Below are 13,395 nucleotides of genomic sequence, written 5' to 3'. Positions count from 1 at the left end.
CGATGGGTGAGATCACAGGACGCCAGGTTTTTATCTTCACCGCAGGTGCCTTTGCGGTGATCATCGGGGTGAATTTGGTGATGGCCTACAAAGCCGTCAGCACCTTCCCCGGTCTGGAGGTGAAAAACAGCTATATCGCCAGCCAGGAGTTCAATGAGCGCAAGGCCGAACAAGTGGCTCTCGGCTGGGTGGCAGAACCACGCTATGAAAACGGCGTGCTGACCGTGGCCGTGACCGAAGCCGAAACCGGCAAACTGGCCAAAGTGGAGGAGTTCACCGCCATGGTGGGCCGCACCACGGAGCGCCAGCATGACCGCGAGCCAGAGTTTGCGCTGGGGGCCGAGGGCTTTTCCTCGCCGATGGAGCTTGGCCCCGGCCGTTGGGAGATACGGGTGCAGGCCAAGGCGGCTGATGGCACCGATTTCATCCAGCGTTTGATCTTGACAGTGCGGGGCTAACCCCCATGGCCGACGGCGCACAACAGCGGATACCGGAGCGTGGCGGCCTTGCCGCCTGCCCGGCCTGCGTTGCCATGCCATCGGCTGGTGATCTGGAAAAAGCGAATGGGCTTGCGCAGACAAAGCTCATGCTCTCCCTGCCCGAGATACACTGCGCCGCCTGTATTACCGGAGTTGAGCGCATTCTCGAAGCCTATCCCGGCGTTGCCTCTGCCCGCGTTAACCTGACGTTGAAGCGCGCGACAGTAGAGGCCGAGCATGGCCTTGAAGCTGAGGCGCTGGTCGATGCGCTCACCAAGGCCGGTTTTAAGGCGCATGAGCTTGATCCGGGTTTATTGACCGCCACAAGCGCTGACCGCGCGGGCCGTGACCTGCTGATGCGCCTTGCGGTTGCGGGTTTTGCCTCGATGAACGTGATGCTCTTGTCGGTTGCCAACTGGTCTGGCGCTGAGGGCGCCACCCGGGATCTGTTTCACTGGATCAGCGCAATCATCGCCGTGCCAGCCGTAGCATTTGCGGCACAGCCGTTTTTTCGCCACGCTGCCACGGCCCTGGCGGCTCGGCGGCTCAATATGGATGTGCCGATCAGCCTTGCGATCCTGCTCGCCCTCGGCACCTCGCTCTACGAAACCGCGCACTCAGGGGAGCATGCCTATTTCGACGCGGCCCTCTCGCTTACCTTTTTCCTATTGGCTGGCCGTTACCTTGATTATCGCACTCGCGCCATCGCCCGGTCTGCCGCCGAAGAACTCGCTGCGCTGGAAGTGCCCCGCGCGGTCCGTATCGGGCCTGACGGGGCCGAAGAACAGGTTCGCGTTGGTGAATTGGCGGCGGGCGAACTGGTCCTCTTGCGACCCGGCGGGCGCTCACCGGTCGACGGGGTGATCGAAAGCGGTGACTCAGAATTGGATCGCTCGATGCTAACCGGGGAAACGCGACCGGTGGTCGCGGCCCCGGGACAGCCCATCATGGCAGGTGAGATAAACCTGACTGGCCCGCTCACGCTGCGCGTGACAGCTGCCGGTGAGGAAAGTTCCCTGCACCGGATGGCTGATCTGGTGGCCATCGCGGAGAGCGCAAAGAACAAATATACGTCGCTGGCTGACCGTGCGGCGGGGCTTTATGCACCCGGCGTGCATATCCTGTCGCTCCTGGCCGGGGTGGGCTGGTATCTTTACACCTACGATGCGCGGCTGGCGATCAATATTGCCGCTGCCGTGCTTATCATTACCTGCCCCTGCGCACTTGGCCTTGCCGTGCCTGCCGTGGTGACGGCCGCCTCGGGGCGGCTGTTTCGCAAAGGAATGCTGATCAAATCCGGCACCGCCCTAGAGCGTTTGGCAGAGGTGACGCATGTCATCTTCGACAAGACCGGCACGCTCACCATGGGTGCCCCTGAGCCGACCAATCTGGCTGACGTGCCAGAAAAGGCGCGGCGGTTGGCCTTGTCGCTTGCAATCAGCTCGGCGCACCCGCTGTCGCAGGCTCTGACAGAAGCGCTGCGCGCCGAAGGGCTGCTGCCAATGCCGATCACGGCCGTGACCGAGGTGCCAGGCCGAGGCACTGAGGCACGGGTTGATGGCAAGCTTGTGCGGCTTGGCCGGGCCGAATGGGTGGGTGCCGAGCCGCTGGAGGAAACCTCGACCTGGCTATCGGTTCAGGGCGAACCGCCCATTGCTTTCACTTTCACCGACAGTTTGCGCCCCGGTGCGCGGGAAGCATTGGATGGCTTGCGCGCAGCGGGCCTTGAGGTGGAGCTTCTTTCGGGCGATAGCCGCGCCGCAGTTGGGCGCTTTGCCAAATCGCTGGGGATCGACAAATATTCTGCGGGCGTCTTGCCGGAAGATAAGGCCGCGCGCGTTGCCAGCCTCACCAACAGCGGCGCAAAGGTGTTGATGGTGGGGGACGGGTTGAACGACACAGCGGCACTGGCCGGTGCGCACGCCTCCCTAAGCCCCGCAACCGCACTGGATGCGGCGCGGGTGGCCTCTGATATTGTGCTTTTGGGTGACAGCATCGCCCCGGTCGCCGAGGCCGTTACAGTGGCCCGCAAGGCGGTGCGTCGGATCAAGCAAAACTTCCGCATTGCCACGCTTTACAACGTGATCGCAGTGCCCTTGGCGATCGGCGGCTTTGCCACCCCATTGGTCGCGGCCTTGGCCATGAGCGCCTCCTCGATTACAGTTTCGCTGAACGCAATGAGGCTACGCTGATGGATGTTCTGACCTACCTGATCCCGGTCTCGCTGGTCCTCGGCGGCCTCGGGCTGGGTGCGTTTTACTGGGCCGTGAAAAGCCAGCAATTCGATGACCCGGAGGGCGACAGCAAGCGCATCCTCTCAGACGAGTGGGACGATAGGCCCAAACCCTGAGCAATTGGGCTTCTCCGGAAAATTCCCGAGTCCGCCACGCTTTGCGACGCGTTCCAAACGGCTTAAGCGAAAACCCCCGGCGGCTTTGATTTTCGGGCATGGAGCTTAGCGTCTTCCGCCGGAAGCTGATGGAGCGTGGGGTTTAAGCTGGGTGGCAATCGCCTCGCCCGCCGCCACCGCCGAAGACCAGGCCCACTGAAAATTGAAGCCACCAAGCCAGCCGGTAACGTCGACCGCTTCGCCGATAGCGTAGAGTCCGGGCACGGCGTGGGCTTGCATGGTTTTTGAGGAGAGCGCCTCGGTGGAGATGCCGCCTGCGGTGACTTCGGCCTTGGCCATGCCCTCTGTGCCATTGGGGTGGAAGGTGAGCGCCTCAAGGCTTTCAGCGGCGTCAGCAAGGGCGGCGTCGGACAGGTTGCCAAGCTCTGTTTGCAGGTTGATCCGGGCGGCCAGCGCCTCGGCCAGGCGGGCGGGGAGGCGCTGGGCTAGGGCTGCTTTGAGGTGGGCGCGAGGGGTGGCCTTACGGGCGGCCTTGAGGTGGCTGAGGGCGTTGGGCAGCACGGTGAGCGAGATCGGCTCGCCCGGCGACCAATAAGAAGAAATTTGCAGGATCGCGGGGCCAGAGAGGCCCTTGTGGGTAAAGAGCGCGGCCTCGTCAAAGGAAGCCCCACCCGCCCGCGCCGTAACCGGACAGGCGGTGCCGGGCAGCGGCATCAGTTCATGTGGGTGGAGGGTGAGCGGCACCAGCGCCGGGCGCGGCTGGATGATTGGCAGGCCGAACTGGCGAGCAATGTCATAGGCTACGCCGGTGGCCCCCATCTTGGGGATCGACGGCCCGCCGGTGGCGATAACGAGGCTGGGCGCAGAGGCCCCGGCCACATGGAAGTGGGTGCCATCATGGGTGATCTCGCCAAGCGTGGTGGACAGGCGGATTTCGGCACCGCCTTTCGCACATTCCTCCAGCAGCATGGCGGTGATCTGGCGGGCGGACTCATCACAAAAGAGCTGGCCAAGGGTCTTTTCGTGCCAGGCGATCTTGTGGCGTTCAACCAGCGCGATGAAATCCCACTGGGTGTAGCGCGAGAGAGCGGATTTGGCGAAATGCGGATTGCTGGACAGGTAGTTTTCGGGGCCAGTGTGCATGTTGGTGAAATTGCACCGCCCACCGCCGGAGATCAGGATCTTTTTGCCCGCCGTATCGGCATGATCCAGCACGAGGGTTTTGACGCCGCGTTGAGAGGCCGTGGCGGCGCAGAGCAGGCCCGCGCCGCCTGCGCCGAGGATGATGCAATCGTAAGTCATTGGCGGGTTTTAGGCCGTGTTGGCGGTGGGGGAAAGGCGGTGGGGCCTTAGCGCCCCGGTATCTCGCCCCGCGTGTAGCCCGCACCTTCCCAGGCATCAATCGCAGACATGGCCTCCTCGGCGGTGTCGACCATTTTGAAGAGGTCGAGGTCTTCGGCAGAGATGGTGCCCGCGTCGGAGAGCGCCTCCCAGTTGATGATCTTTTTCCAGAAGTCGCGACCGAAGAGCAGGAAGGGCACGCGCTTCATCCGACCGGTTTGAATGAGGGTGAGGCTTTCAAACATTTCATCCAGCGTGCCAAAGCCGCCGGGGAAGACGGCCACCGCGTTGGCGCGCATCAGGAAGTGCATCTTGCGGATGGCGAAGTAGTGGAAGTTAAAGCACAAATCCGGGGTAACGTATTCATTAGGAGCCTGCTCGTGGGGCAGAACGATATTGAGGCCAATGGACTGGCCACCGGCATCACAGGCCCCGCGATTGCCTGCCTCCATCACGCCGGGGCCGCCGCCGGTGACGACGACATTCTCGGTGCCGCCGGACGCCTGCGACCGCTCGGTCATGAGCCGGGCAAAGCTGCGGGCTTCATCATAAAACGACGACAGGTTGGCCAGCGTTTCGGTGCGGGCGGTATCGCGCTTTGCAGGCTCCGGGATGCGCGCACCGCCAAAGAGCACCACGGTGGAGCGAACGCCATGCTCCTCCATCACCATTTCGGGCTTCAGCAGCTCAAGCTGCAAGCGCACCGGGCGCAGCTCGTCACGGCAAAGAAATTCATCATCCGCAAAGGCCAGCCGGTAGGCGGGGGCGCGGGTTTGAGGTGTGTCGGGGACGTCATGGGCGGTTTTGATGTCCTCGTGGGCATCGCGAAAGGGGCGCTGGTCGTGCATCTGATTTAGGTTCTCCTGTTCGCGGCAAAGCTATCGCGGCGGCGCGGCAGAGGGAAGAGGGGGAGGCCGCGCAGGCAAGCGTGGGCGCACGGTGGGTGATTGCCCCCTGCCCCGCCCGCCGTTATGAGAGCAGCAATCAAATTCTGGAGGGACTCCCATGTCGAACGCACAGCTTGAATCCGCCATTGAAGCCGCATGGGAGGGACGGGACGAGATTACCCCGAGCACCGGTGGCGAAACCCGTGAAGCCATTGAAGACACGCTGAACGCGCTGGACAGCGGCAAGCTGCGGGTAGCGGAAAAGCAGGATGACGGCTCGTGGCATGTGAACCAGTGGGCCAAGAAGGCGGTGCTGCTGGGCTTTCGCATCAAGGACATGGAGATCCACGACAACGGCCCGCAAGGCGGCGGCTGGTGGGACAAGGTCGACAGCAAGTTCAAAGGCTGGGGTGACAACCAGTGGCGTGCTGCGGGCTTTCGTGCAGTGCCCAACTGCGTGGTGCGCAAGAGCGCCTATATCGCCCCCGGCGTGGTGCTTATGCCCTCTTTCGTGAACCTGGGCGCCTATGTTGACGAGGGCACAATGGTTGACACATGGGCGACCGTTGGCTCCTGCGCACAGATCGGCAAGGGCGTGCACCTGAGCGGCGGCGTGGGCATTGGCGGCGTGCTGGAGCCAATGCAGGCCGGGCCGACGATCATTGAGGACAACTGCTTCATCGGGGCGCGTTCCGAGGTGGTGGAAGGCTGCATCGTGCGGGAAGGTTCGGTGCTGGGGATGGGCGTTTTCATTGGCCAGAGCACCAAGATCGTGGACCGGGAGACCGGCGAGGTGATGTATGGCGAGGTGCCGCCCTATTCGGTGGTGGTGGCTGGCTCTATGCCCAGCAAGAACGGGATCAATCTTTACTGCGCCGTCATCGTGAAAAGGGTCGACGAGCGCACCCGCTCCAAGACCGGCATCAACGAGCTGCTGCGCGATTGATTTTGTGGGGTGGGCTGGCGCCCACCCTACGGGCGGCTTTGACGTTCGTTCGTATGACCAAGTAGGGGCAGTTTTTCCAGAGCGAAGGGCCATGTTCACCTGTGCGCGGAACCATTTCGCCGCCCGGCGGTTATCCCGGTAACAGAACGTTTACCGAAAAGGATGGACCCATGGGCCTAGGAATTATCGCATCTATCATCGTTGGCGGACTTGCAGGCTGGATTGCCAGCATGATCATGAAGGCCGATACGGGCATCTTTGTGAACATCATCCTAGGCATCATCGGTGCCGTGGTGCTGAACCTGATCCTCAGCCTCGTTGGCATTTATGCCGCTGATGCTTGGATTCCGCAGCTGATCGTTGGCATTGTCGGTGCGAGCCTGCTGATCTTTGGCTATCGTCGTCTCAGCTAACTGAATGATCCACAGCCGCCTACCAGTGCCTTAGGCGCAGCGTATGCTGCGGCAGGGTGCCGGGGGCGGCTTGACTTTGTGGCGGGCCGGGCACACCAAGTCCTCTCAGGATACACGACGGGAGTGCAGGCAATGGCCGGTGACAAGCCAAAGAAACCGCATCAGGTGTTTACCCTTGTGGTGCAGCTTGGGCGCAAGCCCGGTGATGGCCTGCCCGATGGTGCGACCGGGGCGGCGCTGATGTGCTATGCCTCGGGCGTGGATGAGGCCGAGGCCGTGCGCGAAACAGTAGCCGTGTTGAAGCAGGCCGATCTCGCGCCGCTGGATGTAACCGGCTATGGCACAGCCGCAGACCGCGAGGCCACAGGCCAGCAGATTGAAGCGGAAGAACGTGAGCTCATGGCGCGTGCCGCCGAGGAAAACGCGGTGATCGTGGCCCAGATGACGCCTTTTTACGGCGATGAGGCCACCGAGGCACCGGGCTCCGATGTCTGATCGCCTGTTGCAGATCATTGCGGACAGCGACGACATTGATACCGTTGTTGACTGCCTCAGCGAGCTGCCCCCCGCCCATTGGTGGCGGCTGCCCAAAGATGAGGACGGCGGGCGGCAGATGGTGTATGTCGCGCTGCACCCCTCGGATGCGCAGGAGGTGATGGACGCCGTTTCAGACGCGCTGGAGGGGCGAGACAACTGGCGGCTTTACTCGCTGCCAACCGAAGCCTCGCTGCCGGAGCTTGATGACGAAGAGGAAGAAGAGCGCCGGGCAAGGCGCGAAACCTCGAACGCGCGTGAAGAAATTTACTCCGATGTGCGCCAAGGCACCGCGCTGACCTGGGATTACCTGATCATGACGGCGCTGGCCACGATTGTGGCGGCGATTGGCCTTTCCAGCGGGCAGGTTCCGGTGGTGATTGGCGCGATGGTGATTGCGCCGCTTTTGGGGCCGATCCTAGCCTTTGCCTTTGGCACAGCGATCGGCAACTTTGATCTGCTGACCATTGCGCTCAGGGCCTTGGGCGCGGGGCTTTTGGTGGCCGTGGCCGCCGGGGCGGTGCTGGGATATTTCCTGCCCGCCGCAGAGCCCGACGGAACGATGATGGACTTCAACGGCACGCTCTCACTGCGCACCGTGGCGCTGCCCTTGGCGGGTGGAGCCGCCGCAGCCCTGATGGTGGCCGGTGGGCGCACCTCGGGGCTGGTGGGCGTGATGGTGGCCGCCGCGCTATTGCCGCCGCTCGCCGCATTTGGCCTGCTGCTTGGTGCAGGCAATATTGGCGGTGCGCTCAAGGCGCTTACCACGGTTGTCACCAATGTGGTGGCGATCAACCTTGCCGCGCAGGTGGTTTTCATCGCCAAGGGCGTGCGCCCGCGCCGCTGGGAAAGCTCCAACCACCTGACAAGCGTGCGGGTGTCGATTGGGGCTTCTGCCGCACTGGTGCTGCTTCTTGCGGCGGCGCTTTGGGCCGCTGGCCATGGGTATATTCCGGCCCTTTAAGGCCGAATCGCCCTGATAATCGCAAAATCCCCCTATCGACGCCGCATTTGCGCCCCGCTTTCAATGGCAGGTTGCGTCAAAGGCATGTGGAGTTTTGACCGGATGAAAAAGGCGCTTACAGCGATCAATTGGCTCATGCGCGGGATGCTTGTGGCGCTGACCTTGGTCGCGGCGGCGACGCTGTATCTGGTGATTACAAGCCCCGGCACGGTGGCGGAATACGTGCTGGAGGCGCAGGAAAAACTTGCGCTGATGCAGTCAACCGAACTGCCGCCCGTTGATACCGGCCCGGTGACTGGACGGCTGCCACAAGCCTCGCAGGCTCCAATAGCCGGCGGAAAGACCATCGCGGCGCGTCCCAGCGTGCAACAGCCGGGATACATGGGACAAAGGGTGCTGCACAACGACAGTATCGGTAACAGCCATGCACGCGGCGTGACGAGCGAACATAGCAGTGCGGCGCGCGAAGTTTATGTGGCGCCAACCGCTGAAAGAAAGGTGCTTCGGGTCGGCGAGTGAGGTGCCGCTTGGATGCAGTAGAATAGGCAAGCAGACCATGCCGGGCATCCCCCGGTCTAGGAGAGAGGCAGGCAAAAATGGGCAAGATCAGAATCATACTTATCGCCGTTACGCTGGTGGTGATGGGCGGGCTGGCATTTATGCAATACGCCGCCATCAGCACGGTGAGCGGCGCTTTGTCCGCCTTCACGGGCGCGACCAAAGGGGAATACGCCGAGCGCGATTACGAGGCCCCGAAGGATTATTCCAACTCCGGCCAGGTGCTTATCAAATCGACCAAAACGGGCAGCCGTGTGGGCGGTGACAAGACGATCACCATCCGCCGCGAACCGCCGAACCTGTGGACCCGCATTCGCATGTGGTTTGGTTATCAGCCCAAGGATGCCCATGCCGCCGATTTTGCCCGCTTGAAGCACCAGCGAGAGCGTGAAGCCGCCCGCAACAAGGGTGTCAACACGGTGACGGGGCGTAAGGAATCCACCGCGACGGCAACTGCTCGCACCGGGTCTGGAAACAAGAGGGCCACGACGAACAAATCGCTTGCGAGCAGGTTGAGCGGCAACTGATCAACACTATAGCAAAGCAGATAGTGAAGGGCGCTCCGGGTGGGCGCCCTTTTTTCTTGCGCGGAGACGGGTGTTGTTTCAGCCGGAACTGCGATTCGCATTATGGCTGCATCTGAGGAAAGCCCAGCCAAGGACCAGATACTCGATATCCAGCAGCCTCAACCTTTTGGCCTTGTCGGCGACGCAGTTTTTGATCGCCGGACGTGCCTCGACCTTTGACGGCCCTCTTTCGATCCGCGTTTCGGAGCGGCATGATCAATCCACCGGCTTCATCCACGTGGGCGGGCTGATGCTGAAGCAGTTTCAGGGGGCGAGATCCCCGCGAGCGACGCCGTCGATCTCAATCGGCTGTTTCTGACGTCGGCTTATGAGATGGGCACGAAATATCCTTCGGTGAAGCTCCCGGTGCTTTATGGCCCGCGCATACTGCTGGCTACGTGGGCTGGCGGCGTTACACAGTAGGGCCCGATGATACGCTGACGGCGATCGCGCAAGCGGATTATGGCAACGGATATTTCCAGCCGATCTTTGAGACCAACCAGGATGTTCGGGCCAACCCCGGCCTGATTATATCTGGCTAGGCGCTTCGCATTTCAAAGCACCGCAAACGTTGGGCAGAGCCGCTTCACTGCAATGTGCTACTTTTTAGCAAAGGTGGATGTTACCCTGGCGGCGTTTCCATTCTCTCTGCAGCTCAAATAAAAAGGGCGCGCCCTAAGGCACGCCCTTTCGCAATTTCAAACGCTTCGGGCTTAGTTGCCCAGCGCGTTGTCCACCTCGATGGTCACACCGGGGCCCATTGTCGACGAGATCGCGATCTTCGTCATATAGGTGCCCTTGGCGCCAGCAGGCTTGGCTTTCGAAACAGCGTCCACAAAGGCGCGCACGTTCTCAACCAGCTTGCCTTCGTCGAAGGAGGCCTTGCCGATCCCGGCGTGAACCACGCCAGCTTTCTCGGCCTTGAACTGAACCTCACCGCCCTTGGCGGCTTCAACGGCTTCCTTAACGTCCATCGTTACCGTGCCAACCTTGGGGTTGGGCATCAGGTTACGCGGGCCAAGCACCTTACCAAGGCGGCCAACGATAGGCATCATGTCCGGGGTGGCGATGCAGCGATCAAAGTCGATCTTGCCGCTCTGAACCGTTTCCATCAGGTCTTCGGCACCCACGATATCGGCGCCAGCAGCCTTGGCCTCATCAGCCTTGTCTCCACGGGCAAATACGGCCACGCGGACCTCTTTGCCTGTGCCGTTAGGCAGGGCCACCTTGCCACGGACCATCTGGTCAGCGTGGCGCGGATCGACACCGAGGTTCATCGCAATTTCGACAGTCTCGTCGAACTTGGCGGTTGCATTGCCCTTTACCAGAGCAACAGCCTCTTCCACGGTCACATTCTGCTTGCCATCAAAGGCTTCGCGGGCGGCGCGGGTACGTTTTCCAAGCTTTGCCATCTTACTTCACCTCGATGCCCATAGAGCGGGCAGAGCCCAGGATGATCTGCATCGCACCTTCGATGTCGGTCGCGTTCAGGTCTTTCATCTTCGCTTCGGCGATCTCGCGCACCTGAGCGGGGGACACGCTACCCACGATCTCACGGCTGGGGTTGTTGGCCCCGGATTTCACCTTGGCAGCCTTCTTCAGGTAGTAAGACGCAGGGGGCGTCTTGATATCCATCGTGAAGGATTTGTCCTGATAGTAGCTGATCACGGTCGGGCAGGGCGCACCTGGCTCCATGTCCTGAGTCTTGGCGTTGAACGCCTTGCAGAATTCCATGATGTTAATGCCGCGCTGGCCCAGCGCCGGGCCAACCGGCGGCGAAGGGTTTGCTTGTCCGGCAGGCACCTGAAGCTTCATGGTACCTACGAGTTTCTTGGCCATGGGCCTTCTCCTTTTCAACAGCCGCGAAACGCGTCTCGCGGCCTGTGGTTGATGTGGTCTGGCTCGATACGCGCGCGCATCTCACCTTCCACACGATTCGCCCCGCCTTTGCAGGCAGGGAACGAAAGAAGCCGCGTCATAGGAAAATTTGGCGCAAAGGTCAAAGGGTATGTGCGCCGCGTTGCCGGCGCGCCCCTCTCCCAGAACGAAAAAAGCCGCCGTTCGCAGGCGGCTTCTCTCAAATCGCGGCGAAGTAGCTTAGGTTTGCTTGGTCACCTGTGTGAACTCAAGCTCGACCGGCGTGGCACGGCCAAAGATCGAAACGGTGACCTTGAGGCGCTGGCCTTCGTCGTCGACATCTTCCACGTTGCCCGAGAAGCCCTCGAACGGACCGTCGGTCACGTTCACGTTCTCGCCCACCTCAAAGGTGATCAGGCTGCGCGGTGCGGCCTCGCCCTCTTCGACGCGGCCCAGGATCGCCTCCACTTCGCTGTCACGCATCGGCATCGGGCGCCCCTGAGGGCCCAAAAAGCCGGTGACCCGGTTGATCGAGGTGACAAGGTGATAGCCCGCGTCGCTCATTTCCATGCGCACCAGCACATAGCCCGGCATGAAGCGCCGCTCGGCGGTAACCTTCTTGCCCCGGCGCACTTCGATGACCTCTTCGGTCGGCACCAGAACTTCCTCGATTTCCTCCTCAAGGCCAGCGGCCTCTGCGTCGGTCCGGATCTGCTCGGCCACTTTCTTTTCGAAGTTCGAAAGAACCGCGACCGAATACCACCGTTTCGCCATGTCAAACCTGCTTGTCTCTGGCCCCGGCGCTTCGGGGACGTTGTTTACCCACTGCCCCGATATAAAAGCGGCGTGCCCTCTGATTCGAAGCACGCCTGCATTTCTTGGGGAAGTGTGGGCGGGATAAACCGCTCCGTTCGAGAATTCAAGCCGTAGGGTTGGGAAACCCGGCATCCTTCATGGCATCACGCGGCTGAAAGGGCCACCGCAGCCCGCCGCGCAGAGCCTAGCCGAAGAAATCGGCCACAAAGTCAAACACCAATCGAAGGCCGCCCTGAATGCCGATATTCACCAATGTGAAAAACAGCGCCGTGACCACCGCAAGGATGAACACCATCACCGTGGTCAGCACAACTTCACGCCGTGTCGGCCAAACGACCTTCGACACTTCAGTGCGGACCTGCTGGATGAATTGTAGCGGATTGGCGCGGGCCATGGTGTGCTCTTTGCTCTGGGTCTGGTTCGAGGCCATTTACGGGCTATGCGGGGCGAATTCAAGGCTCCGCGCCCCGCTCACCGCCCCGCTGCCGATATTTCTGCGATAATTGTGCCTTGAGTCACTCGGCGGGCACGGCGTTGATTTCGCCACTGTCAGCGCGGCTGCGGGCCGCGTGCCACTTCAAGGCCGCCCAAAGCCCGCCAATCACCGCCAGCGAGGCATAGCCATCAACCGCGTAGTGATAGCCGGTGTAAACCGACAGGAACATCACCACTGCAAGGTAACCAAAGCCCACAATCGCCAGCCACCGGCTCCGCTCGGCAAGGTAAAGCGCTGCCACCGAGGCCACCGCCACATGCACGCTCGGGAAGGCCGAGATGCCGGGGCCGATCGAATTGGCACCATTCGAATAAAGCTGCCACAGGGCGTCTTGGGTCATCCCGATCACAGTATGCTGAATGCCGCCCTCGGCCAGCACCGCCGTGAGATCCGCAAAGCGGTCCCCGCCGATCAGGCGATCATAGAACACCGGGCCAACCGAAAGGCCCGAAAGCGCCATCACGTTGCCCAGCAGAATCCACGCGGCAAGGAAAAGGATCAAGAAGCGCTTCACACGGGCACGGTCGCAATCCACCAGCACAAGGATAACCGGGAAAAGCAGCGCCCAAACGCCCCAGATCTTTGTATAGGCAAGAAACAGCTTTTGCCCTTCGCCAAAGCCCAACAGCCCATGTGCCCAAACCCACGGATCAACCCCGTGAATGGCATGGTCAAGGCTGGCAAAGAATGGATCAGCGTAGAACGGCATGAGCATCGGAAAGGCGCTCTTCATCATCGTGAAACCCGCCTGCATGATCACGCAGGCAAAAACCGTCCGAACCAGCGCGCCACGACGCAGCTTGATCCGTTGCCAGCCAATCACAAAAAACAACACCACGATAACAGGGAAAACACCCAGCAGCACATCGCGGATGAAGAAAAAGAACTTGCTGCCACCGCCCACTGCCGGAGACGCCACGGCAGAGGTGTCTTGCACCATCACGCCAACCACGACCGTCGCAATGATGAGATATATCATCGCGAACCGGAGGAACCACTGCACCTCATGCCCGCCAAAAGGCTCGTCCGCGCCTGTTCTTAAATGTGCAACCGCCTTGCCGATCATCGCGCCTAACCCCTTAAATAACCCCAGCCACCCAATGCTAAGCTCAGGCGTTCCCCGCTGTTCTAAACAGGCAATCAGATGGTTTCTGGGCTCAATTCTGGCAATTTGCAGGCAGCCCCGGC

17 protein-coding genes are annotated in these 13,395 nt (G+C 61.5%); 10 read left to right on the top strand and 7 right to left on the bottom strand.

All coding sequences use genetic code 11. The annotated features are described in order from the left end of the window. The first annotated feature begins 2 nt into the window (after positions 1-2). The 3 genes from P1U55_RS11965 to ccoS are packed head-to-tail and all read left to right on the top strand — an operon-like array spanning position 3 to position 2,829. The gene (locus P1U55_RS11965) at positions 3-458 is read left to right on the top strand and encodes a FixH family protein (protein ID WP_301047837.1); all 456 of its coding nucleotides are present in this window, start codon (positions 3-5) and stop codon (positions 456-458) included. A gap of 5 nt (positions 459-463) precedes the next feature. Beyond that, the gene (locus tag P1U55_RS11960) at positions 464-2,671 is read left to right on the top strand and encodes a heavy metal translocating P-type ATPase (protein ID WP_301047836.1); all 2,208 of its coding nucleotides are present in this window, start codon (positions 464-466) and stop codon (positions 2,669-2,671) included. Continuing rightward, complete coding sequence (gene ccoS / locus P1U55_RS11955; RefSeq protein ID WP_301047835.1) at positions 2,671-2,829, top strand: cbb3-type cytochrome oxidase assembly protein CcoS; 159 nt, start codon at positions 2,671-2,673, stop codon at positions 2,827-2,829. Before P1U55_RS11960 ends, ccoS begins: the two co-directional genes overlap by 1 nt. Before the next feature lie 105 nt (positions 2,830-2,934). Here ccoS and P1U55_RS11950 read toward each other — a convergent pair whose 3' ends face one another. Next, positions 2,935-4,131, bottom strand: a complete 1,197-nt coding sequence (locus P1U55_RS11950; protein ID WP_301047834.1) for an NAD(P)/FAD-dependent oxidoreductase — start codon at positions 4,129-4,131, stop codon at positions 2,935-2,937. 47 nt (positions 4,132-4,178) lie between these two features. Next, positions 4,179-5,018 carry a TIGR00730 family Rossman fold protein gene (locus P1U55_RS11945; RefSeq protein ID WP_301047832.1) on the bottom strand — a complete coding sequence of 280 codons (840 nt, stop codon included), beginning with the start codon at positions 5,016-5,018 and terminating at the stop codon, positions 4,179-4,181. Between the two features lie 157 nt (positions 5,019-5,175). Here P1U55_RS11945 and dapD point away from each other — a divergent pair, with 157 nt between their 5' ends. The 7 genes from dapD (at position 5,176) to P1U55_RS11910 (ending at position 9,357) form a co-directional block, all read left to right on the top strand. Next, positions 5,176-6,003 (top strand): 2,3,4,5-tetrahydropyridine-2,6-dicarboxylate N-succinyltransferase, encoded by an 828-nt coding sequence (dapD, locus tag P1U55_RS11940; protein WP_301047831.1) that lies wholly within the window; start codon positions 5,176-5,178, stop codon positions 6,001-6,003. Between the two features lie 170 nt (positions 6,004-6,173). Continuing rightward, complete coding sequence (locus tag P1U55_RS11935) at positions 6,174-6,416, top strand: GlsB/YeaQ/YmgE family stress response membrane protein (protein WP_301047830.1); 243 nt, start codon at positions 6,174-6,176, stop codon at positions 6,414-6,416. 132 nt (positions 6,417-6,548) lie between these two features. Next, positions 6,549-6,911, top strand: coding sequence for a hypothetical protein (locus P1U55_RS11930; RefSeq protein WP_301047828.1), 363 nt, complete (start codon positions 6,549-6,551; stop codon positions 6,909-6,911). Next, positions 6,904-7,914 carry a TIGR00341 family protein gene (locus P1U55_RS11925; protein WP_301047827.1) on the top strand — a complete coding sequence of 337 codons (1,011 nt, stop codon included), beginning with the start codon at positions 6,904-6,906 and terminating at the stop codon, positions 7,912-7,914. Before P1U55_RS11930 ends, P1U55_RS11925 begins: the two co-directional genes overlap by 8 nt. A gap of 84 nt (positions 7,915-7,998) precedes the next feature. Continuing rightward, positions 7,999-8,433 carry a hypothetical protein gene (locus tag P1U55_RS11920; protein WP_301047825.1) on the top strand — a complete coding sequence of 145 codons (435 nt, stop codon included), beginning with the start codon at positions 7,999-8,001 and terminating at the stop codon, positions 8,431-8,433. A gap of 77 nt (positions 8,434-8,510) precedes the next feature. Beyond that, positions 8,511-8,999: a hypothetical protein gene (locus P1U55_RS11915; RefSeq protein WP_301047823.1), complete on the top strand. Its 489-nt coding sequence runs from the start codon at positions 8,511-8,513 to the stop codon at positions 8,997-8,999. 73 nt (positions 9,000-9,072) lie between these two features. Next, complete coding sequence (locus tag P1U55_RS11910) at positions 9,073-9,357, top strand: hypothetical protein (protein WP_301047822.1); 285 nt, start codon at positions 9,073-9,075, stop codon at positions 9,355-9,357. A 394-nt stretch (positions 9,358-9,751) separates the two neighbouring features. On the opposite strand, the gene rplA is transcribed toward P1U55_RS11910, so the two are convergent. The 5 genes from rplA to P1U55_RS11885 all read right to left on the bottom strand — a co-directional run bounded on the left by rplA (position 9,752) and on the right by P1U55_RS11885 (position 13,186). Beyond that, positions 9,752-10,450 (bottom strand): 50S ribosomal protein L1, encoded by a 699-nt coding sequence (gene rplA / locus P1U55_RS11905; protein WP_301047821.1) that lies wholly within the window; start codon positions 10,448-10,450, stop codon positions 9,752-9,754. A gap of 1 nt (position 10,451) precedes the next feature. After that, positions 10,452-10,877, bottom strand: coding sequence for a 50S ribosomal protein L11 (rplK, locus tag P1U55_RS11900; RefSeq protein WP_301047820.1), 426 nt, complete (start codon positions 10,875-10,877; stop codon positions 10,452-10,454). A 258-nt stretch (positions 10,878-11,135) separates the two neighbouring features. Then, entirely contained in the window at positions 11,136-11,669 is a 534-nt protein-coding gene (gene nusG, locus P1U55_RS11895; protein WP_301047819.1) for a transcription termination/antitermination protein NusG, read from the bottom strand. Between the two features lie 226 nt (positions 11,670-11,895). Then, a complete protein-coding gene (gene secE / locus P1U55_RS11890; RefSeq protein WP_301047851.1) occupies positions 11,896-12,105 on the bottom strand; it encodes a preprotein translocase subunit SecE in 210 nt (69 codons plus the stop codon). A gap of 121 nt (positions 12,106-12,226) precedes the next feature. Then, a complete protein-coding gene (locus P1U55_RS11885; protein WP_301047818.1) occupies positions 12,227-13,186 on the bottom strand; it encodes a phosphatase PAP2 family protein in 960 nt (319 codons plus the stop codon). Positions 13,187-13,395: the final 209 nt, after the last annotated feature.

The sequence above is a fragment of the Vannielia sp. genome (assembly GCF_029212645.1).
Classification (GTDB): domain Bacteria; phylum Pseudomonadota; class Alphaproteobacteria; order Rhodobacterales; family Rhodobacteraceae; genus Vannielia.
This window is presented reverse-complemented; position numbering and strand designations above follow the sequence as displayed.